Raw genomic sequence first — 19,472 nt, forward strand, 5'->3', positions numbered from 1 at the left:
GCGCGCCGAACGTAGAGTTGACCTGTGACATCTTCTGGACCCGCCGTCCCTGCTCCCGACGCCGGACCCGATGCAGGCGCCGTATGGCATTACGGCGATCCGCTGGGTGAACAACGGGCCGCCGCCGACGAGGCCGTCGTTGTGGACCGCTCGCATCGCGCCGTGCTCACGCTCACGGGCCCCGACCGCAAGGCGTGGCTGCACAACCTCACCACCCAGCACGTCAGCGAGCTGCCCGACGGCGCCGTCACCGAGAATCTCAGCCTCGACGGGCAGGGCCGTGTCGAAGATCACTGGGTGCAAACCGAACTCGGCGACGTCACCTATCTCGACACCGAACCGTCGCGCGGCGAGCCGCTGCTGGGCTACCTGCGCAAGATGGTGTTCTGGTCCGACGTCGCGGCCGAAGCTGCGGATCTGGCGGTGATGTCCCTGCTCGGGCCGCGATTGGCCGACCGCGAGGTGCTCGACGCGCTGGGTCTCGATTCGCTTCCAGCGCAGCAGACGGCTGTCGCGCTCGCCGAGGGCGGCTTTCTGCGTCGTCTCGGCGGCGACGGAGTCGAACTCGACCTGGTCATCCCCCGTGCCCAGGTGCAGCCGTCGCTCCGGCGGCTCACCGACGCCGGGGTCCGGCACGCCGGGGTGTGGGCGTACGAGGCGCACCGTGTCGCCGCGCTGCGGGCACGCCTGGGAGTGGACACCGATGAGCGCACGATCCCGCACGAGGTCGGCTGGATCGGCCGCGCCGTGCATTTGGACAAGGGCTGCTACCGCGGACAGGAGACGGTCGCGCGGGTACACAACCTGGGCAAACCGCCCCGAATGCTGGTCCGGTTGCATCTCGACGGTTCCAGTGACCGACCGGCCACGGGCGCTCCAGTGCTGGCCGGCGGCCGGACCGTCGGCCGTCTCGGCACCGTCGTCGACCATGTCGACGAGGGGCCGGTGGCGCTGGCGCTGCTCAAGCGCGGGTTGCCCGCGGACACCGAATTGACCGTCGACGGCGTGCCGGCCGTCATCGACGCGGACTCGCTTCCGCCACCCGACGTCGCAGGTGCCGGGCGGCGCGCGGTCGAGCAGCTCCGCGGCGGGGCGCGGCCGTGACGAGGCCCTGCCAGCGCCGCGGGGCCAAGCACGCTAAAGTGTTGGCAGGACGATAAAAAACAGATCAGATCGGAGCCGCCTACCAATTGGGCCGCTCCGTTATTGCGCGAGGGGGTCCCCCCATGGGCCGCGGCCGGGCGAAGGCAAAGCAGACCAAGGTTGCTCGTGAGCTCAAATACAGCTCACCACAGACCGACTTAAAGCGGCTTCAGCAAGAGCTGTCGGGCGCTTCCGAGAACGACCTGAACGGCACCGATCCGGTGGCCGACGAATGGGTCGACGAGGACGACTGGCGTCGCTGACCCCTAAAAGCGCGGGTGCTGACCCACGAGCTCGGCTCGTGGGCCGTCCTTACCGCCCTTTTTGACCGTTCCGAGCGTCCAGCAGTTCAGGTGGCGCGCGGTCAGGATTGCCAGGGCGCGGTCGGTGTCTTCGGGCGCGACGATCGCGACCATGCCGACACCCATGTTGAAGGTCCGCTCCATCTCGACGCGCTCGACCCGTCCGCGTTGCCCGATCATCGCGAATACCGGTGCGGGGGTCCACGTGCCACGGTCGATTTCGGCGACCAGGCCGTGGGGGATCACGCGCTCGAGGTTTCCGGCCAACCCGCCGCCGGTGACATGGCAGAACGTTCGAACCTGCGTCTCGGCCGCCAGCGCCAGACAGTCCTTGGCATAGATCCGGGTCGGCTCCAGAAGCTCCTCGCCCAACGTGCGACCGAACTCCTCGACATGGCCGGCCAGGTTCATCCGGTCGATCTCGAGCAGCACCTTGCGCGCCAGCGAGTATCCGTTCGAGTGCAAGCCCGTCGAGGCCATCGCGATCAGCACGTCGCCGGGCTTGACGCGATCGGGACCGAGCACGTCATCGGCCTCGACCACGCCCACCCCGGTCGCCGAGATGTCGTAGTGGTCGGGAGCCATCAGACCCGGATGTTCGGCAGTCTCACCGCCGAGCAGCGCACAACCGGCCTGCAGGCAGCCGTTGGCGATGCCCGCCACCAGTTCGCTGATCCGCTCGGGGACCGTGCGGCCCACCGCGATGTAGTCCTGCAGGAAAAGCGGTTCGGCCCCGCAGACCACCAGATCGTCGACGACCATCGCGACGAGGTCGATTCCAACGGTGTCGTGCTTGTCCATGGCCTGGGCCACCACCAGCTTGGTGCCGACTCCGTCGGTGGAGGAGGCCAGCACCGGTTCCCGGTAGCCGCCGCGCAGCGCGAACAGTCCGGCGAAGCCGCCGATACCGCCGCGCACCTCGGGTCTGGTCGCCTTCTCGGCGAGCGGTTTGAGGAGTTCGACGGCGCGGTCACCGGCTTCGATGTCGACCCCGGCCGACGCGTAGGAGATGCCGGCAGGTTCGGCGCGTTCGGTCATCGCGGTAAAGGCTACCGGTGTTCGCCGCGCCGCGGTAACCGCCTACGGCCGTCCCCACTCCGGCCGAGATGTCGCACGATTGCCCACGGTGTGCCAATCTGACCGCTCATGACAACAGTTCGCTGGTCCACCTCTGCCCTGTGCGCGTCGGTGACGGTCGCTTTGGCGTTGTTCGGCCAGGCCGATGCGGCCGCGACGCCGTCGTCCGGCGTGCAAGCCAGGACGCTCTCGGAGGCGACGGTCGACGGAATCGACTACGTCACCCGCGAGATCACCATCGCGCCCGGCGGCAGCACCGGCTGGCACTATCACGAGGGCCGGGTGTACGGGGTGATCCGCGATGGCACGCTCACCCACGACGCGGCGGCGAACTGCGCGCCCGACGGCGTCTACCCACCGGGAGCGCCGATCACCGAGGCCAGCGGCCCTGGCAACGTGCACATCGGCCGCAACCTGGGCCCGACGCCGTTGGTGATGTGGGTGCTCTACATCAAGCCGACGGGCACACCGCTGTCGGTTGACATGCCCGATCCCGGTTGCGGGTTTGCCTGACGCCCAAACCGGCGATCCCGGCGAAGTGACTGACGACATCCGTTGCTTGGTGACCGGAGCGACCGGCTACATCGGTGGCCGGTTGGTGCCCGCGTTGCTCGACCGCGGCCACACGGTGCGTGCGCTGGCTCGCAACCCCGACAAACTCGACGCCGTGCCGTGGCGCGACCGTGTCGAGGTGGCACGCGGCGACCTCGGGGACGCCGACTCGCTGCGGGAAGCGTTCGCCGGCACCGACGTCGTCTACTACCTGGTGCATTCGATGGGAAGCTCGTCCGATTTCGTCGACGAGGAGGCGCGCTCGGCGCGCAACGTCGTGGCCGCCGCCCGCGATGCGGGCGTCAAGCGACTGGTGTACCTGGGCGGGCTGCACCCGGCGGGAGCAGACCTCTCCCCGCACCTTCAGTCCCGGACCGACGTCGGCGAGATCCTGCTCGAGTCCGGGACCGAGACCGTGGTCCTGCAGGCCGGCATCGTGATCGGTGCGGGTTCGGCGTCGTTCGAGATGATCCGCCACCTGACCAACCGGCTGCCGCTGATGACCACGCCGAAGTGGGTGCACAACAAGATCCAGCCCATCGCGATCGACGACGCGTTGCACTATCTGGCGGAGGCCGCCACGGCGCCGGTGCCCACGTCGCGCACGTGGGACATCGGCGGACCGGACGTCTTCGAGTACGGCGAGGCGATGCAGGTGTACGCCGAGGTTGCGGGACGGCGACGCCGCGTGATGGTCGTATTGCCTTGGCTCACACCGACGATCGCGAGCTGGTGGATCGGTTTGGTGACCCCGCTTCCCGGCGGGCTGGCCCGGCCCCTTGTGGAGTCGCTGGAGTGCGACGCGGTGATGGCCGACCACGACATCGACGACGTCATCGCGCCGCCGGACGGCGGTCTCACCGGTTACCGGGAGGCGGTGACCAAAGCCCTGGAGCGGGGGCCGTTACCGACCGATCCGCACTGGGCGCAAGTGGGAAGGTAATTACGGGCGGCGGAGCGCCGAGACGTTGTCGTTGCCGGACTGCAGCGGGATTCCGCTCTTGGCGGCGGTCGAGAGCATATGTTCGATCACGTTCTTGCCCAACGCCGATTCGCCCGGCAACTCGATCGGGTACTTGCCGTCGAAGCACGCACTGCACAACCGCGATGCGGGCTGCTCGGTGGCCGCGATCATGCCCTGCTTGGAGATGTAGCCGAGCGTATCGGCGCCGATGGCGTGGCGCACCGCCTCGAGCATCTCGTTCTCGTCGTCGACGGCGTTGGCGATGAGTTCGGCCGGGGTGGCGAAGTCGATGCCGTAGAAGCACGGCCACTTCACGGGCGGGGAAGCGATGCGCACGTGCACCTCGACCGCCCCTGCCTCCCGCAACATCCGGATCAAGGCGCGCTGGGTGTTACCGCGGACGATCGAATCGTCTACGACGATCAGGCGCCGCCCGCGGATCACTTCCTTGAGCGGGTTGAGCTTGAGCCGAATACCGAGTTGGCGGATGGTCTGGGACGGCTGGATGAAGGTGCGCCCGACATAGGCGTTCTTCATCAGGCCTTGGCCGTAGGGAATTCCGGACTCCTGCGCGTAGCCTACCGCGGCGGGTGTGCCCGACTCCGGCACGCCGATCACCAGGTCGGCCTCGACCGGCATCTCCCTGGCCAGTCGGCGCCCGATGTCTACGCGCGTCGCGTGCACCGATCGCCCGGCCAGCGTGCTGTCAGGCCGCGCGAGATAGACGTATTCGAAGACGCAGCCCTTGGGCTCCGGGCTGGCGAAGCGGGTGGAGCGCACCCCGTCGGCGTCGATCGCCAGCAGCTCCCCCGGTTCGATGTCGCGGACGAAGGAGGCGCCGACGATATCGAGCGCCGCGGTCTCCGACGCGACCACCCAGCCGCGGTCCAATCGCCCCAGCGCCAGCGGCCGCACCCCGTATGGGTCGCGGGCCGCATACAGGGTGTTCTCGTCCATCCACGTCAGACAGAACGCGCCGCGCACCGTGGGCAGCAGTTCTAGCGCCGCCTGCTCGAGCGTGGAATCAGCCGCACCGTGGGCAAGCAGGGCGCCGAGGATGTCGGAGTCGGTGGTCGCCACCGGAGCGCCCCTTGTGTCGAGCAACCCGGCCTCACGGGCGCGGGCAGCCAACTCGGCGGCGTTCACGAGGTTGCCGTTGTGCCCAAGGGCCACGCCGGTACCGGCCGACGTGTTGCGGAACACCGGCTGAGCGTTCTCCCACGTCGTCGACCCGGTGGTCGAATAGCGACAATGCCCGATCGCGACGTGGCCCTCCATCGCGGCCAGCGTCTGCTCGTCGAACACCTGGCTCACCAGGCCCAGATCCTTGAAGACCAGCACCTGTGAGCCGTCGGCGACAGCGATGCCCGCCGCCTCCTGCCCGCGGTGCTGCAAGGCGTACAAGCCGTAGTACGTGAGCTTGGCGACTTCTTCACCCGGCGCCCAGACGCCGAATACGCCGCACTCTTCGCGGGGTTCGTTATCCGTATCCGTCTGCTCGCCGGTCACGATAGGGCTGCTCCGAGGGGAGGGTGGCTGATGCCCCGAGTCTACGGGCATCTGTGAGCGGCTACGACGTTGTGGGGCGTGTCGTGGGACACGTTGATGTCGTGGTCCAGAAAGGACCACAACAGCTTTCCGCTGCGCACCCGCGGCTTCAATGGGTTCAGGACTATCCGTACTTCCGGTGAATGTCGCCGGTCAGAGTCGCAGTATTGGGAGCCAGTCGGCGATCTCACCGGCGCGTGAGCCCGACATGACCAGCGTGCCGTCTGCGGCGGCATCGGCCATGGTGGTCAGCCCGGTCACCAACCGCAGCCAGGTTCGCGGATCGGTCTCGACCACGTTGGGCGGGTTACCGCGCCGGTGCGCCGGGCCTTCGACGCACTGCACCGCGACGAACGGCGGCACGCGAACCTCGACGCTGGAACCCGGTGCCGACGCCGCGAGCGTGCGTGCCGTCAACCGGACCGCTTCACCGAGTTCGGTGCGCAGCGGTGCCGCCTGCGAGTCGTCGCGCAGCCAGTCGACGAGCGCTTCCACCGCGGCGCGGGTCTTCGCCGGATCGGCTGTATGGCGGGCGGCCATAACCTACTGTCTCAAAGTGTTTGTCGACCGTCACAAGCCGCCGTACAAGGTGGCCGGTGCGGTCTTGCTGATCGTCGCCACCGCTGCGGCCAGCCTGCTCTACCTCCAGTTCCGCGGTGACCTGAGCCGCAAAGCGCAGCTGACCGTGCTGTCACCGCGCGCGGGTCTGGTGGTCGAACGCGGAGCCAAGGTGACCTACAACGGTGTTGAGATCGGCCGGGTCAGCGCAATCTCCCATGTCGACCATGCCGCCGGGAAGCCGGCCGAGTTGTCGTTGGAAGTCAATCCGCGCTATCTGGAACGCATTCCGGCGGATGTCACCGCCGAGATTCGGGCCACCACGGTGTTCGGCAACAAGTACATCTCGCTGGAGTCTCCGGACGATGCTTCGGCACAACATATCTCGGCCGGGGCTGTGATCGAGGCATCCGCAGTGACGACCGAGTTCAACACCGTCTTCGAGACGGTCATCGCGCTCGCCGAGAAGGTCGACCCGATCAAGCTGAACCAGACGTTGTCGGCGACGGCCGAAGCGCTCAGCAGTCTCGGCGGCAGCGGTTTCGGTGACTCGCTGGTGAACGGCGACCGGATCCTCGACGACCTCAACGCACGGATGCCGGTCATCCGCACCGACACTCGCCTGCTGGCCGATCTCGCAGAGGTCTACGCCGACGCGTCGGTGGACCTGTGGGACGGATTGCGGGACGCCGCCGCCTCCGCCCGAACGTTTAACGAGCACCGCACCGACATCGACACCGCACTGATGGCGGCACTCGGCTTCGCCGACGTGGCGGCCGACACCATCGAACGCGGCGGCCCCTATCTTGTGCGCGGAGCCGCAGACCTGGTGCCGACGGCCAAGCTGTTCGATTACCACAGCCCCGCGATCGTGTGCACCATCCGAAAGTACGCCGAAGTGCAGCCCCGAGTCGCGAAGACGTTGGGCGGCAACGGATATTCGCTGACCGGTGGGGGCGGAATCTTGGCAGGCGCAGGCAACCCGTACATCTACCCGGACAACCTACCGCGCGTCAACGCGAGGGGCGGGCCGGAAGGCCGTCCTGGCTGCTGGCAGGACATCACCCGCGACCTGTATCCGACGCCGTACCTGGTGATGGACACCGGTGCCAGCATCGCCCCGTACAACCACCTCGAACTCGGCCAGCCGATGTTCATCGAGTACGTGTGGGGCCGTCAGATCGGCGAGCTGACCATCAATCCCTGAGAGCCTCAGTCGGGGAAGCCGAACAGTTTCACCACGCCGTGGTCGCGCCCGGCCGTGTAACCGCCGTCGACCGCGATCGCCTGACCGGTGACGAACGACGCATCAAGCGAGACGAGAAACGCTGCGACCGAGGCGATCTCGTCGGGCCTGCCGCGCCTCTGCAACGCATGTTCTTCGGTGATGGACTGCAGCGGACCCTCCATACCCTCCAGTCCCATCACGCTTTCCAGCATCGGGGTGTCGATGAAACCGGGGCAGATGGCGTTGGCGCGGATACCGCTGGGACCGTAGTCGAGTGCGATGTTCTTGGTCAGGATCACGACACCACCTTTGGCGGCGTTGTAGCTGCTGCCGCCCGCCGTTCCCTCCAGCCCTTCAACGCTGGCCAGCGTGACGATCGACCCGCGCTCACCGTCTACCCGCGGTTGTTCGATCATCTTCGCCAGGGCGGCCTTGACCACCAGGAACGTGCCGGTGAGGTTGACCGCGATGACGCGGTCCCACTCAGCGCGGTCGAGCAGGTGTACCGGCCCGCCGCCCGCCACCCCCGCGGCGTGCACGACACCGTCGAGGCGACCACTTATCGCGGCGAAGACGGAGGCGACCGCGGTCTCGTCGGTGACGTCGGCGATGACGAACTCGAAACCGTCGCCCGGATTCTCGCGTGGCTCGACCACGTCCGCGCCGATCACGGTGCCGCCCTCGGCGAGCAGGCGCCTCGCGGTGGCCAAACCGATGCCCGAGGCCGCACCGGTCACGACGAAGGTGCGCGAACGGGCTCGCCCCACTGTGCTCATGACCGGGACTCTATGGGCCGCTGCACGGCCAGCGCCGCCAAAGCCGCTGCTTCGTTGGCGGCCAGGTGAGCCAGCATCGGCGCCACGACGCTGCCCGACCGCGCATGCAACCACCCGAAGAACCAGCCCGCGACGCCGGTGAACAGGACGGTGCCCAGCACCGGGCTGCGCGTGATGCGGGCGTCCATGATGTGCCAGAGACCGAACGCCAGCGCCTGCAGCAGGCGCCCGCCGGCAGGCTGGAACGAGGTCTCGGCGGCCTTGCCCAACGTGGCGCGGTAGGCGACCTCCTCGGGCCAAACGGTGCCGATCGGGATATCGAGCGCCATCCACCGCACGGGATGGTCGGGCAGTTCTCGGGTGGCCATTCCGCGCCGCACCGATGGGATCGCGGTGCCGACGGCGACCCCCAAGGCAATCGGCGCGGCGGCGGCCAGCCCGTACCGCAGGCCCGACCACAGCGCCGGTGGGCGCAACCCGAGCGGAGGACGCGCGATCGCGTAGACGCCTGCGCCCAACGCGGCATTCCACATCGGATGGAACCGCACCCTGGGCGCGATGAAGCTCCACCCCACCAGAGCGACTGCAACAGCAACAGCGCGAAACTTCCTCGCTCCCATCAGTATTCGGGTCCGTCCTCGGACTCGGTCTTGCTCAGGGCGGTACGGATCCGTTCGGTGTCCTCGGGAGTCCATCCTGGTGGCGGTGCGACCGCGGCCCACCCGTCGAGCACCAGATCGCCGTAGTTGTGGCCGTGGCCATCGGGCACCGAACTCGCATTCGTCATATCGGCGGCGACCTGACCGAAGGTGACGATCGGATACCACCGCATCGATGCGGTGCGGTCGATGCCAGGCGGTTCGCGCAACCAGTCCGGCCGAGTGAACAGAAGGTCGGTCGACCACCACACGATCGGATCGGAGGGGTGCTGCAGAAACAACACACGCGTGCCCTCCCACGGCGTGGCGGCCACCTTCGCGATCTGCGCGGGATCGGTGGCCTGCGAGAAGCGCACGGTACGGCCGTTGTCGTAGCGAGGTTCGACTTCGGGGGTTCGGGGATCACGCCGCGCGGTGATCGCGCTCCACAGCGGGCTCGCGTTCGGCGGGCCCACCCACAGCACCGACGAGAAGCCCATCCGCGAGATGTCGGGCAGCCAGTCGAACGCACCCTGGCCGGCCATCGAACCGAGGCTCTCCCCGTAGAGCACGAGCTTGGGTCGCCGGTCCTGCGGAAGTTCTTCCCAGCGTTGATGGATGGCGTCGATCATCATGCGCCCGGATTTCATCGACTTCTGCTGGTCGCCGAGGAACGAGATCCAGCTCGGCAGGAAGGAGTACTGCGAACCCACCAGAGCGGTGTCGCCGTTGTACATCATCTCCAGCGATCGCGCCGCCACGGGATTGATCCAGCCGGTACCGGTGGTGGGAACGATCACCAGCAGCTCGCGTTCGAACGCGCCCGTACGCTCGAGTTCGCTGAGTAACACCGCCATCCGCTGCTCGTCGGTGTCGGCGCTCTGCAAGCCGACGTACACGCGGATGGGCTCCTTGGCGGGTGTGCCGTTCAGCTCGGTGAGTTCCTCGGCGTCCGGCCCGGTCGCCACGAAGTTGCGACCCTGATAACCCAGCGTGTCCCAGGCCGCGAACGACTCTGGGCTGCCCGACTTTTCGGGTTCGAGCGGCTGGACGACGCCTGCCCTGGTCGTGGTGTTCTGCGGCTGGAACACGCGGTTGGCGCCGGCGAGGAATCCGCGAACCAGCACACCGTTGATCAGCATGATGGCGAGCACCACGACGATGGCGGTGCCGATGAACAACGCCACTTCGTCGTGTAGACGCCACCGGCGGATGAAGAACCGGGCCATCGTCTTGATGATGTCGAGCAGTACGCGGGCGGTGGCCACACACGCCGCGCCGACGAACGCCGCGAGCACCAGCGTGCGCAGATATCCGAACGTGGTGGGACCTTCCATGCCCATCACCGCCGACACCTGCCGCTGCAATGCGGCGGCGGGGATCACCATGAGAATGCTGGCTCCGAGAGCCAGTACCACTGTGGCACTCTTGGCCACCCACAGCATCCGCTTCGGCGGGGGCCACCAGCTGACCCGTCGTAACACGAAGCGGCGCAGCATCTTTGCGATGAAGACGCCGATACCGTAGCCGATGGCGGCGTTGATGCCGCCAATCAGGCCCGCGAACAGCCAGTCCCGGGGTAACAGCGAGGGGGTCAGCGACAGGCAGAAGAACAGCGCGCTGAACGCGATTCCGACGAAATCGAGGCGGAGCAGGCGCCACGCCCAGACATATATGGGGTGTTGTTGTCGGGTGGTCTCACTCACCCGAACAACCTGGGCAGCACGCTCTCCGATGTGCTGCGCAGGTCCTCCAGAGTGACGGTGAACAGGCCCTGAACCTCGATCGCCTCGCTGGCCTGGTCCACCACGCCGATGCGCGTGGCGGGCAGTCCGCGAGCCTCGCACATCGCGCGGAAGCGGCTCTCCTCGGTGCGAGGCACCGCGACAAGGACCCGGCCCGCCGATTCGGAGAACAGGAACGTAAACGGATCTGTGCCGTCCTGCCATTCCTCGGGAAGCACGATGCGACAACCAGTTTCGCCGCGAAGCGCAGCCTCGACGACGGCCTGGATCAAGCCACCCTCGGACAGGTCGTGCGCTGCGGAGACCAGGCCGTCGCGCGACGCCGCGGTGAGCACCTCGGCGAGCAGTTTCTCGCGCGCGAGGTCCACCTTCGGCGGCAGCCCGCCCAGGTGATCGGCGGTGACCTGCGCCCAAATCGACCCGTCGAACTCGTCGCGGGTGTCGCCCAGGAGCATCAACGTCTCGCCGGGTTCGTCGCCGAAGCCGGTGGGAATACGACGTTTGACGTCGTCGATCACCCCGAGCACACCGACCACCGGGGTGGGCAGGATCGCGGTGGTGCCGGTCTGGTTGTAGAAGCTCACGTTGCCGCCGGTGACCGGAATCCCGAGCGCCGCGGCGCCGTCGGCCAACCCGCGCACGGCCTGGCCGAACTGCCACATGACGCCGGGATCCTCCGGTGAGCCGAAGTTCAGGCAGTTGGTCACCGCGACCGGTGTCGCGCCGGTGACCGCGACGTTGCGGTAGGCCTCGGCGAGCGCCAGCTGCGCGCCGGTGTAGGGGTCGAGCGCGGTGTAGCGACCCGACGCATCGGTCGAGATCGCGATGCCGCGGCCCGTGGCCTCGTCGACACGCAGCACGCCGCCGTCGGCGTCTTCGGCCAGCACGGTGTTGCCGCGCACGTAGCGGTCGTACTGCTCGGTGATGAACGCGCGGCTGCACAGGTGTGGACTGCCAAGCAGCGCAAGCAGAGTCGCCTTGAGCTCGTCGCCCGTCGACGGCCGCGGCAGCTTGGCGGTGGTGTCGGCGTTGAGCGCGTCCTGTGTCTCGGGCCGCTGCACCGGCCGCTTGTAGACCGGGCCCTCATGCGCGACGGTGCGCGGCGGCACGTCGACGACGGTCTCGCCGTGCCAGGTGATCTGCAGACGATCGCCGTCGGTGACCTCGCCGATGACCGTGGCCAGCACCTCCCACTTACGGCAGACGGCCATGAACGCCTCGACATTCTCGGGCGCGACGACAGCGCACATGCGTTCCTGCGACTCGCTCGACAGGATCTCGGCGGGCGTCATGTTCGCCGCGCGCAACGGAACCGCGTCCAGCTCGATGCGCATACCGCCGTCGCCGGCCGATGCGAGTTCAGATGTGGCGCAGGATAATCCGGCTCCGCCGAGGTCCTGGATGCCGACCACGAGGCCGCCTGCGTACAGCTCGAGACAGCACTCGATGAGCACCTTCTCCATGAACGGGTCGCCCACCTGGACACTGGGCAGCTTCTTGCGTCCCGCAGCACCACTCTCGTCGCCGCCGAACGTCTCTGACGCCAGCACGCTCACGCCGCCGATGCCGTCGAGGCCGGTGCGGGCGCCGAATAGGATGATCTTGTTGCCGGTGCCGGACGCGAACGCCAGATGCAGGTCCTCCTTGCGCAGCACCCCCACACACAGCGCGTTGACCAACGGGTTGCCCCCGTAGGACGCGTCGAACACGGTCTCGCCGCCGATGTTGGGCAGCCCCAACGAGTTGCCGTAGCCGCCGATTCCGCGTACCACCCCGTCGAAGACGCGGCGGGTGTCGGGCGCGTCGGGCGCGCCGAAGCGTAGCTGGTCCATGACCGCGACCGGGCGCGCGCCCATGGCCATGATGTCGCGGACGATGCCGCCGACACCGGTGGCCGCGCCCTGGTAGGGCTCGACGTAGGACGGGTGGTTGTGTGACTCGACTTTGAAGGTGGCGGCCCAGCCGTCACCGATGTCGACGACGCCGGCGTTCTCGCCGATGCCGGCCAGCATCGTCTTGCGCATTTCGTCGGTGGTGGTCTCGCCGAAGTAGCGCAGGTGCACCTTCGACGACTTGTACGAACAGTGTTCGCTCCACATCACCGAATACATCGCCAGTTCGGCGTCGGTCGGCCTGCGGCCCAGGATTTCGCGGATCCGCTGATACTCGTCGTCCTTGAGGCCGAGTTCGCGGAACGGCTGGGGATGGTCGGGGGTGGCGGCGGCTCTGTCGACGGTGTCTACGGTGTTCAAGGCGTGGGCTAGCTCCGACGTCACGAGGCCATTCTAGGTTGGGGTCCCAGACTCGCGCCCCCGACACGGTTTGGCCGCGGTCCGCCCGGGTAGGCGAGGCGTGTCACGACAATGAAGGAAGGAAGGTGACCAGTGACCACATCGGCCGAAACCGGCCATATGACCGGAACCAAGGACAAGAACTACAACCTAATCTGGTACACCGAGCAGTGCCTTGAGAACGCGTTGAAGATGGAGACCTACATCGAAGACGCCAAGCGCGACGGCGACAACGCGGTGGTGGAGCTGTTCCAGAAGGCTCAGGCCGACAGCCGCAAGGGGGCCGAGATGGCCAAGCAGCTGCTCGCGCAGCGACTGGGCTGACAGGCGTCAGCCTGCCCCACCGATACAAAACGCGTTGCCCGCGGGATCGGCCAGCACCACCCAGCTGAAGTCCTCACCGAAGCTGTGCCTGCCGGTTTCGCGGGCACCCAACCCAATCAGCCGCTTCACTTCCGCCTCCACGTCGTCGGCCGTCAAGTCGAGGTGCATCTTGTTCTTGCCCGGCGTCGGATCGGGCACCCGCTGAAAGCCCAACATGGGCCCGCCCGCGCGGGCCACCGTGATGAATTCGCCTGGCGCAAAAGCAGTAACCTCGCCGCCCACCGCCTGTGCCCACCACTGGGCCAGCGTGTCGGGATCCTCGCAGTCCAGCGTGACCATTTCCACGTTGAGAGCCATGCCGTTGACCCTAGATCAGACCGGCGACAATTACGTCGCGCGTAATTGAGCGGCTGCTGCTGCGCGCGCAGGCTGACCTCATGACAACTATCCAAATCCCTCCGAAGTTCAGCGCTGACATGTGGGCGGCCTTCTGGGCCGCGCCGAACCCATCTTTGATCCAGGACATTCTCGCCGACGACATCGTCGGCTACTGGCAAGGCGATCCCACGCCGGTGCGGGGTCGCGAGGCCTACGTCGGCAAGATCGCCGAGCTCGTGGCCGCCATCCGCGATCTGCGGCTGCGGCTCATCGACAGCGCGACTGTGCCGGGCAGCGTGCCCGGCGAGCAGCTGGTGTTCCTGCACTACACCGGCCACGGCACTGGACCCGACGGCCCGCTTCTGATCCGGGGACTCGACCGCGTGCGCACCCGTGACGGCATCGTGGTGGAGAACGTCATCCGCTACGACCGGGTCGACGCCGTCTGACCCGGGGTCAGGTCGGTGACAGAAACGCCGTCAACGCCGCGGCGTAGGCGGTGACGTCCTCGGCACCCATCACCTCGCGGGCGGAATGCATGGCCAGCTGCGGAGCACCGACGTCGACGGTCGGGATGCCGGTGCGCGCCGCGGTCATCGGCCCGACCGTCGACCCGCACGGCAGGTCGGCCCGGTGTTCGTAGCGCTGCAGCGGCACTCCGGCTTGCGCGCACGCCAGCGCGAACGCCGCGGCGGTGCGCCCGTCGGTGGCGTACCGCAGGTTCGGCTGCACCTTGAGCACCGGTCCCGCATTGACCTCGATCAGGTGTCCCGGTTCGTGGCGCTCCGGGTAGTTCGGATGCGTGGCGTGCGCCATGTCGCCGGACGCCACCATCGAGCCGGGCAGGCGCCGCAGGAAGTCCTCGCGCCCGCCGCCCGAGCTGAGCGTGATCCGCTCGAGCACGGTCAACAGCAGGTCGGACTGGGCGCCGTGGTCGGACTGCGAGCCGACCTCCTCGTGGTCGAAGAGCACCAGCACCGGCGAGTATCCGCTCGGCTCGGCCGCCAGGAACGCCTCCAGCCCGGCATAGCAGGTCGCCTGGTTGTCCAGCCGCGGGGCGCTCACCAGGTCGCGGTCGGCGCCGACGAGCCGCGACGGGGCCAGGTCGTGGGTCATCAGGTCGGCGCCCAGCACATCGACCGCCGCCACCTCCGCATGCTCGGCCACGTAATCGAGGAAGGATCTTGGTCCCTTCTGGCCCGCAGGGTCCGCGCCCCACACCGCGTTTACGTGGCGCTGCGGGTTCAGCTCCACGGCCTTGCGGTCTTCGGCGAGGTGGATCGCCAGCTGCGGCACCCGCAGGATCGGCTCGTCGATCCGGATGAGCCGGTGCACCAGTCCACTGCCGGTACGCACCGACAACCGGCCGCTGACCCCGAGATCGCGGTCGAGCCAAGAGTTCAGCCACGCGCCGCCGTAAGGCTGAAGCGCGACCACCCGCCAACCGGCGACGAACCGGTCAGGGTGCTGTTTGACCCGAAGGTTGGGGCTGTCGGTGTGGGCGCCGACAATCCGAAACGGGGTGTGACGGCTGCCCCCGTCGGTCCGCCAGGCGATCAGCGATCCGGCCCGCAGGACGAAGAAGTCGCCGTGGGTGGGCCAGGCGTCGGCTTCGGACAGTTCGCGAAAGCCGGCCTCGCGCAGGCGCGACGCAGCCGTCTCGCAGACGTGGTACGGCGACGGCGACGCGTCGATGAACTCGCACAGGATCTGGGGGCTAGCTGCCATTCCTTCATCTTTACCGGTGGATCAAGATCAATGACGCTAGGGTCCTGATGTGCCCGACATCCAGCCGCAACCGGTGCTCGAACCGTTGACGCCTGCGGCCGTCTTCCTGGTGGCGACCATCCTCGACGGTGGGGAGGCGACCGTGCATGACGCGTTGCCCGATGTCTCGGGGCTGGTGCGGGCCATAGGTTTCCGCGAGCCGGCCAAGCGGCTGTCGGCGGTCACGTCTATCGGCTCGAAGGCCTGGGGCCGGCTGTTCGCCGGCCCTCGACCGGCCGAACTGCACCCTTTCACCGAGATCCGCGGCGACCGCCACCACGCCCCGGCCACCGAGGGCGACGTGTTGTTTCACATCCGGGCGGAGTCGATGGACGTCTGCTTCGAGCTGGCCACCAAGCTCGTCGACGCCATGGACGGCTCGATCGCGATCGTCGACGAGACGCACGGCTTCAGGTTCTTCGACAACCGCGACCTGATGGGTTTCGTCGACGGCACCGAGAACCCCGACGGTCCGCTCGCGCGCTCGGCCACCCAGATCGGCGACGAGGACCCCGATTTCGCGGGCGGCTGTTATGTGCACGTGCAGAAGTACGTGCACGACATGGCCGCGTGGAACTCGCTTTCGGTGGAGGAACAGGAGCGGGTGATCGGGCGCACCAAGCTCGACGACATCGAACTCGACGATGCGGTCAAACCGGCCGATTCCCATGTCGCGCTCAACGTGATCACCGACGATGACGGCAACGAACTGAAGATCGTGCGGCACAACATGCCGTTCGGACAGATCGGCATGGGCGAGTTCGGCACCTACTTCATCGGGTATTCGCGGACGCCGGCCGTCACCGAGCAGATGCTCGACAACATGTTCCTCGGCGACCCGCCCGGCAACACCGATCGCATCCTGGACTTCTCGACCGCGTTGACGGGCGGCTTGTTCTTCACCCCGAGCCTCGACTTCCTCGACGATCCTCCCCCACTGCCCGGCTCGGTCGGCGCCGATCAGGACGAACCGGCGCCGCCCGAAGTAACTCTCGCCGAATACGAGGGCTCGCTGGGCATCGGCAGCCTGAAAGGAACCCGCTGATGAACAACCTGTACCGCGACCTCGCACCGGTAACCGAAGAGGCCTGGGCCGAGATCGAGCTCGAGGCGACACGAACGTTCAAGCGCCATATCGCCGGTCGTCGCGTGGTGGACGTCAGCGAGCCGGGCGGACCCGTCAAGGCCGCGATCAGCACCGGCCACCTGCGCGACGTGAGGCCTCCGGGCGACGGCGTGGTCGCGCATCTGCGGGAGGCCAAACCGCTGGTGCGGCTGCGCGTGCCGTTCACGGTGTCGCGCACCGCGATCGACGATGTCGAGCGGGGTTCGCAGGACTCGGACTGGGATCCGGTCAAGGACGCCGCCATGAAACTGGCGTTCGCCGAGGACCGGGCGATCTTCGAGGGTTATGAGGCGGCGTCGATCGAAGGCATCCGGGCGTGCAGTTCCAACACCGCGCTCGCGCTGCCCGACGACGAGCGCGATATCCCCGACGTCATCTCCCAGGCGCTGTCCGAGTTGCGGCTCTCGGGCGTGGACGGGCCGTATTCGGTCCTGCTGTCAGCGGAGGTGTACACCAAGGTCAGCGAAACCACGCAGCACGGCTATCCGATCCGCGAGCACCTCAACCGGCTGGTCGACGGCGACATCATCTGGGCGCCGGCCATCGACGGTGCGTTCGTTTTGTCAACGCGCGGAGGCGATTTCGATCTACAGCTCGGCACCGACGTGTCGATCGGCTATCTGTCGCACGACGCGGGAACCGTGCAGTTGTATCTGGAGGAGACGCTGACGTTCCTGTGCTACACCGCCGAGGCCTCGGTCGCCTTGACGCCCTGACCTTCGCCCGCGTCCTACGCGCTGAGGACGCCGTCGAGTGCGCTGTAGAAGAGGCCCAGCCCGTCGTCGGACGGTCCGGTCAGCGCCTCGGTGGCGTGTTCGGGGTGCGGCATCAGACCTACGACGCGTCCGTTGGCCGAGCTGATGCCTGCGATGTTGCGCTGTGATCCGTTGGGGTTGTCGCGGTACCGGAACACCACGCGGCCTTCGCCCTCGAGCTCGTCGAGCACCTTGTCGCTGGCCACGTACCGGCCCTCGCCGGACTTCAGCGGAATCAGCACGTCGGCGCCGGGCTCGTACCGCGACGTCCACGCCGAGGAGTTCGACGCCACTTCCAGCCAGATGTCGCGACAGACGAAGTGCAGCCCGACATTGCGGGTCAACGCGCCCGGCAGCAGGCCGGACTCGCACAGCACCTGAAATCCGTTGCAGATCCCCAGAACCGGCATGCCGCCTTCGGCGGCCCGGATGACCTCGCCCATCACGGGTGCGAACTTGGCGATCGCGCCGGCGCGCAGATAGTCCCCGTAGGAGAACCCGCCGGGCACCACAACGGCGTCGACGCTCTTGAGATCGGCGTCGGCATGCCACAGCGGAACGGGCTCGGCGCCTGCCAATCGAACCGCACGCGCGGCGTCGACGTCATCGAGGGTGCCCGGAAATGTGATGACGCCCACACGTGCCGTCATGACTGCTCCCTGCTGACCGACCAGTCCTCGATCACGGTGTTCGCCAGCAGCGATTCCGCGATCTCGGCCAGGGTGTCGTCGTCGATGCTGTCGTCGACCTCGAGCTCAAAACGCTTGCCCTGCCGAACATCTGAGACGCCGTTGAACCCCAGACGACCCAACGCGCCGACGATCGCCTGCCCCTGCGGGTCGAGGATCTCGGCCTTGGGCATCACGTGCACCACCACCCTTGCCACGCGTCAACTGTACCGGCGGTTCCGTCGCGCGCGACTCACCGGCACGAACCGAGATACGCCTCGCACAACGGGGCGGCCAGCGCGTCGAGCACCTGCGCGTCGGGCACCGGCGGCCATGGCACCTGCAGGGGCAGCGTCGACCACAGTGCGAGTTCGACGAGGCTGCCGCTGGTCGGATGGGCCAGCAGGTACTGGTGCACCACCTTCTGCCCGGCGACGCTGATCACCGCGGCCAGCCGCTCGGGATCGGCCGTGGTGATCGACGGCGACACCAGAGGCGCCGTCAACTGGCAGGTACGCAGCCGCAACTGCGCCGAGCCGAGCACCGCGCGGGTGAGGGGTCCGTTGTGCGCGACGTCCCCGCGCCAATGCAGCACCTGCGTCCGCAACTGCCACTGACCAGCCGGATTGGTAACCTGCGCCCTGGCCGCCACGACGTAGTCGCGCGGGTCGGCAGGCACGGGCGGACTGGCGCAGAGTTCCTCGAACAGAAAACGCGGCGCGGGCGCGGTGACCGCCAGCCCGGCCAACCCCGGCCACCGGTACACCGGGGCCAGGGGCAGGGCGCTGGAGGCGGGCCATGCGACATCCGGGATCGCGTCGCAGATCGGCGGGCACACGCCAGGGACCGCCCGCGCGGGTGGTCCGGGCACAGGGCCGACCGTCAACGCCACGCCGAACGTGGCGAGGGCCACTGCAAGCAGCAATCGCACGACTCAACTACCCCCTGAACACGGCCGGCGCCGCCACAATATAGGCATGCAATTGACCCATTTCGGACATTCCTGCTTACTGGCCAATTTCAAAAGCGATTCCGGTGAGGAAGCGACGATCTTGTTCGACCCGGGAGTCTTTTCGCACGGATTCGAGGGCATCACCGGCTTGTCGGCGATCCTGATCACCCATCAGCATCCCGACCACGCCGACACCGAGCGGTTGCCAGCCCTGCTCGACGCCAACCCGCAGGCCGCCTTGTACGCCGATCCACAGACCGCCGCGCAACTCGGCGGCCCCTGGCGCGCGGTCAACGTCGGCGACGTCCTCACCATCGACCACCTGACCGTGCGGGGCGTCGGCGGCAAGCACGCGGTCATCCACCCGGAGCTGCCGGTCATCGACAACATCTCCTACCTCGTCGACGACGGCACCCGTCGCGCCCGGCTCATGCATCCCGGTGACGCCCTTTACGCGCCCGGCGAACCGGTCGACGTGCTCGCCACCCCCGCGGCCGCGCCGTGGATGAAGATCTCCGAGGCGGTCGATTACCTGCGCGCCGTGGCGCCGACGCACGCGGTGCCCATCCATCAGGGCATCATCGATCCGAGTGCCCGCGGGATCTTCTACAGCCGACTCACCGAGATGACCGACACCGATTTCCAGGTGCTCGAACCCGAGGACGGCACGGAATTTTGAG

General features: G+C 67.7%; 22 protein-coding genes. 10 read left to right on the forward strand and 12 right to left on the reverse strand.

Annotated elements, in window-relative coordinates; all coding sequences use genetic code 11:
- Positions 1-24: 24 nt before the first annotated feature.
- Together AAHH99_RS00645 and AAHH99_RS00650 are read left to right on the forward strand one after the other, a co-directional pair.
- Positions 25-1,104, forward strand: coding sequence for a YgfZ/GcvT domain-containing protein (locus tag AAHH99_RS00645; RefSeq protein ID WP_418766965.1), 1,080 nt, complete (start codon positions 25-27; stop codon positions 1,102-1,104).
- 122 nt (positions 1,105-1,226) lie between these two features.
- Positions 1,227-1,406: a DUF3073 domain-containing protein gene (locus AAHH99_RS00650; protein WP_064395225.1), complete on the forward strand. Its 180-nt coding sequence runs from the start codon at positions 1,227-1,229 to the stop codon at positions 1,404-1,406.
- 3 nt (positions 1,407-1,409) lie between these two features.
- Here the strand turns inward: AAHH99_RS00650 and purM are convergent, their stop codons facing one another.
- Positions 1,410-2,483, reverse strand: a complete 1,074-nt coding sequence (gene purM / locus AAHH99_RS00655) for a phosphoribosylformylglycinamidine cyclo-ligase (RefSeq protein WP_064424988.1) — start codon at positions 2,481-2,483, stop codon at positions 1,410-1,412.
- A 108-nt stretch (positions 2,484-2,591) separates the two neighbouring features.
- On the opposite strand from purM, the gene AAHH99_RS00660 reads away from it, so the two are divergent.
- Both AAHH99_RS00660 and AAHH99_RS00665 read left to right on the forward strand, forming a co-directional pair.
- The gene (locus tag AAHH99_RS00660) at positions 2,592-3,035 is read left to right on the forward strand and encodes a cupin (RefSeq protein ID WP_418766966.1); all 444 of its coding nucleotides are present in this window, start codon (positions 2,592-2,594) and stop codon (positions 3,033-3,035) included.
- 25 nt (positions 3,036-3,060) lie between these two features.
- On the forward strand, positions 3,061-4,017 hold the full coding sequence (locus AAHH99_RS00665; RefSeq protein WP_418766967.1) for an NAD(P)H-binding protein: 957 nt from the start codon (positions 3,061-3,063) through the stop codon (positions 4,015-4,017).
- Here the strand turns inward: AAHH99_RS00665 and purF are convergent, their stop codons facing one another.
- Positions 4,018-5,547 (reverse strand): amidophosphoribosyltransferase, encoded by a 1,530-nt coding sequence (gene purF / locus AAHH99_RS00670; protein WP_064348064.1) that lies wholly within the window; start codon positions 5,545-5,547, stop codon positions 4,018-4,020.
- A gap of 192 nt (positions 5,548-5,739) precedes the next feature.
- On the reverse strand, positions 5,740-6,126 hold the full coding sequence (locus AAHH99_RS00675) for a sterol carrier family protein (protein WP_418766968.1): 387 nt from the start codon (positions 6,124-6,126) through the stop codon (positions 5,740-5,742).
- Between the two features lie 16 nt (positions 6,127-6,142).
- Between AAHH99_RS00675 and AAHH99_RS00680 the strand changes: the two genes are divergently transcribed.
- Positions 6,143-7,351, forward strand: coding sequence for an MCE family protein (locus AAHH99_RS00680; protein WP_418766969.1), 1,209 nt, complete (start codon positions 6,143-6,145; stop codon positions 7,349-7,351).
- 5 nt (positions 7,352-7,356) lie between these two features.
- Here AAHH99_RS00680 and AAHH99_RS00685 read toward each other — a convergent pair whose 3' ends face one another.
- From AAHH99_RS00685 to purL, 4 genes are read right to left on the reverse strand one after another with little or no spacing between them, the layout of a single operon-like run.
- On the reverse strand, positions 7,357-8,148 hold the full coding sequence (locus AAHH99_RS00685; RefSeq protein ID WP_418766970.1) for an SDR family NAD(P)-dependent oxidoreductase: 792 nt from the start codon (positions 8,146-8,148) through the stop codon (positions 7,357-7,359).
- Positions 8,145-8,768, reverse strand: coding sequence for a CPBP family intramembrane glutamic endopeptidase (locus AAHH99_RS00690; RefSeq protein ID WP_418766971.1), 624 nt, complete (start codon positions 8,766-8,768; stop codon positions 8,145-8,147). Before AAHH99_RS00690 ends, AAHH99_RS00685 begins: the two co-directional genes overlap by 4 nt.
- Positions 8,768-10,522, reverse strand: coding sequence for an alpha/beta hydrolase (locus AAHH99_RS00695; RefSeq protein ID WP_418767552.1), 1,755 nt, complete (start codon positions 10,520-10,522; stop codon positions 8,768-8,770). The genes AAHH99_RS00690 and AAHH99_RS00695 overlap by 1 nt, the downstream gene beginning before the upstream one ends.
- Positions 10,489-12,783, reverse strand: a complete 2,295-nt coding sequence (gene purL, locus AAHH99_RS00700; RefSeq protein ID WP_418767553.1) for a phosphoribosylformylglycinamidine synthase subunit PurL — start codon at positions 12,781-12,783, stop codon at positions 10,489-10,491. Before purL ends, AAHH99_RS00695 begins: the two co-directional genes overlap by 34 nt.
- A 159-nt stretch (positions 12,784-12,942) precedes the next feature.
- Here purL and AAHH99_RS00705 point away from each other — a divergent pair, with 159 nt between their 5' ends.
- On the forward strand, positions 12,943-13,146 hold the full coding sequence (locus AAHH99_RS00705) for a hypothetical protein (RefSeq protein WP_418767554.1): 204 nt from the start codon (positions 12,943-12,945) through the stop codon (positions 13,144-13,146).
- A gap of 6 nt (positions 13,147-13,152) precedes the next feature.
- Here AAHH99_RS00705 and AAHH99_RS00710 read toward each other — a convergent pair whose 3' ends face one another.
- Entirely contained in the window at positions 13,153-13,503 is a 351-nt protein-coding gene (locus AAHH99_RS00710; RefSeq protein WP_418766972.1) for a VOC family protein, read from the reverse strand.
- Between the two features lie 80 nt (positions 13,504-13,583).
- On the opposite strand from AAHH99_RS00710, the gene AAHH99_RS00715 reads away from it, so the two are divergent.
- Positions 13,584-13,973, forward strand: a complete 390-nt coding sequence (locus AAHH99_RS00715; protein WP_418766973.1) for a nuclear transport factor 2 family protein — start codon at positions 13,584-13,586, stop codon at positions 13,971-13,973.
- Between the two features lie 7 nt (positions 13,974-13,980).
- On the opposite strand, the gene AAHH99_RS00720 is transcribed toward AAHH99_RS00715, so the two are convergent.
- Positions 13,981-15,252 (reverse strand): M18 family aminopeptidase, encoded by a 1,272-nt coding sequence (locus AAHH99_RS00720; protein WP_418766974.1) that lies wholly within the window; start codon positions 15,250-15,252, stop codon positions 13,981-13,983.
- Between the two features lie 49 nt (positions 15,253-15,301).
- Here AAHH99_RS00720 and AAHH99_RS00725 point away from each other — a divergent pair, with 49 nt between their 5' ends.
- The gene (locus AAHH99_RS00725; RefSeq protein ID WP_418766975.1) at positions 15,302-16,336 is read left to right on the forward strand and encodes a Dyp-type peroxidase; all 1,035 of its coding nucleotides are present in this window, start codon (positions 15,302-15,304) and stop codon (positions 16,334-16,336) included.
- The gene (locus AAHH99_RS00730; RefSeq protein ID WP_418766976.1) at positions 16,336-17,133 is read left to right on the forward strand and encodes a family 1 encapsulin nanocompartment shell protein; all 798 of its coding nucleotides are present in this window, start codon (positions 16,336-16,338) and stop codon (positions 17,131-17,133) included. The genes AAHH99_RS00725 and AAHH99_RS00730 overlap by 1 nt, the downstream gene beginning before the upstream one ends.
- A 14-nt stretch (positions 17,134-17,147) precedes the next feature.
- On the opposite strand, the gene purQ is transcribed toward AAHH99_RS00730, so the two are convergent.
- From purQ to AAHH99_RS00745, 3 genes are read right to left on the reverse strand one after another with little or no spacing between them, the layout of a single operon-like run.
- Positions 17,148-17,822 (reverse strand): phosphoribosylformylglycinamidine synthase subunit PurQ, encoded by a 675-nt coding sequence (gene purQ / locus AAHH99_RS00735; protein WP_418766977.1) that lies wholly within the window; start codon positions 17,820-17,822, stop codon positions 17,148-17,150.
- The gene (gene purS, locus AAHH99_RS00740) at positions 17,819-18,058 is read right to left on the reverse strand and encodes a phosphoribosylformylglycinamidine synthase subunit PurS (protein ID WP_064348053.1); all 240 of its coding nucleotides are present in this window, start codon (positions 18,056-18,058) and stop codon (positions 17,819-17,821) included. Before purS ends, purQ begins: the two co-directional genes overlap by 4 nt.
- A gap of 35 nt (positions 18,059-18,093) precedes the next feature.
- A complete protein-coding gene (locus tag AAHH99_RS00745; protein WP_418766978.1) occupies positions 18,094-18,771 on the reverse strand; it encodes an ATPase in 678 nt (225 codons plus the stop codon).
- A gap of 46 nt (positions 18,772-18,817) precedes the next feature.
- Here AAHH99_RS00745 and AAHH99_RS00750 point away from each other — a divergent pair, with 46 nt between their 5' ends.
- Complete coding sequence (locus AAHH99_RS00750) at positions 18,818-19,471, forward strand: MBL fold metallo-hydrolase (protein ID WP_418766979.1); 654 nt, start codon at positions 18,818-18,820, stop codon at positions 19,469-19,471.
- Position 19,472: the final 1 nt, after the last annotated feature.

Origin of the sequence: Mycobacterium neumannii (assembly GCF_048452905.1) — a bacterium.
Taxonomy (GTDB): domain Bacteria; phylum Actinomycetota; class Actinomycetes; order Mycobacteriales; family Mycobacteriaceae; genus Mycobacterium; species Mycobacterium neumannii_B.

Coding starts and splice junctions, on each gene's coding strand:
- AAHH99_RS00650 (WP_064395225.1), top strand. CDS start 1,227: ATGGGCCGCGGCCGGGCGAAGGCAAAGCAGACCAAGGTTGCTCGTGAG.
- purM (WP_064424988.1), bottom strand. CDS start 2,483: ATGACCGAACGCGCCGAACCTGCCGGCATCTCCTACGCGTCGGCCGGG.
- AAHH99_RS00660 (WP_418766966.1), top strand. CDS start 2,592: ATGACAACAGTTCGCTGGTCCACCTCTGCCCTGTGCGCGTCGGTGACG.
- AAHH99_RS00675 (WP_418766968.1), bottom strand. CDS start 6,126: ATGGCCGCCCGCCATACAGCCGATCCGGCGAAGACCCGCGCCGCGGTG.
- AAHH99_RS00685 (WP_418766970.1), bottom strand. CDS start 8,148: ATGAGCACAGTGGGGCGAGCCCGTTCGCGCACCTTCGTCGTGACCGGT.
- AAHH99_RS00690 (WP_418766971.1), bottom strand. CDS start 8,768: ATGGGAGCGAGGAAGTTTCGCGCTGTTGCTGTTGCAGTCGCTCTGGTG.
- AAHH99_RS00705 (WP_418767554.1), top strand. CDS start 12,943: ATGACCGGAACCAAGGACAAGAACTACAACCTAATCTGGTACACCGAG.
- AAHH99_RS00710 (WP_418766972.1), bottom strand. CDS start 13,503: ATGGCTCTCAACGTGGAAATGGTCACGCTGGACTGCGAGGATCCCGAC.
- AAHH99_RS00715 (WP_418766973.1), top strand. CDS start 13,584: ATGACAACTATCCAAATCCCTCCGAAGTTCAGCGCTGACATGTGGGCG.
- AAHH99_RS00720 (WP_418766974.1), bottom strand. CDS start 15,252: ATGGCAGCTAGCCCCCAGATCCTGTGCGAGTTCATCGACGCGTCGCCG.
- AAHH99_RS00730 (WP_418766976.1), top strand. CDS start 16,336: ATGAACAACCTGTACCGCGACCTCGCACCGGTAACCGAAGAGGCCTGG.
- purQ (WP_418766977.1), bottom strand. CDS start 17,822: ATGACGGCACGTGTGGGCGTCATCACATTTCCGGGCACCCTCGATGAC.
- AAHH99_RS00750 (WP_418766979.1), top strand. CDS start 18,818: ATGCAATTGACCCATTTCGGACATTCCTGCTTACTGGCCAATTTCAAA.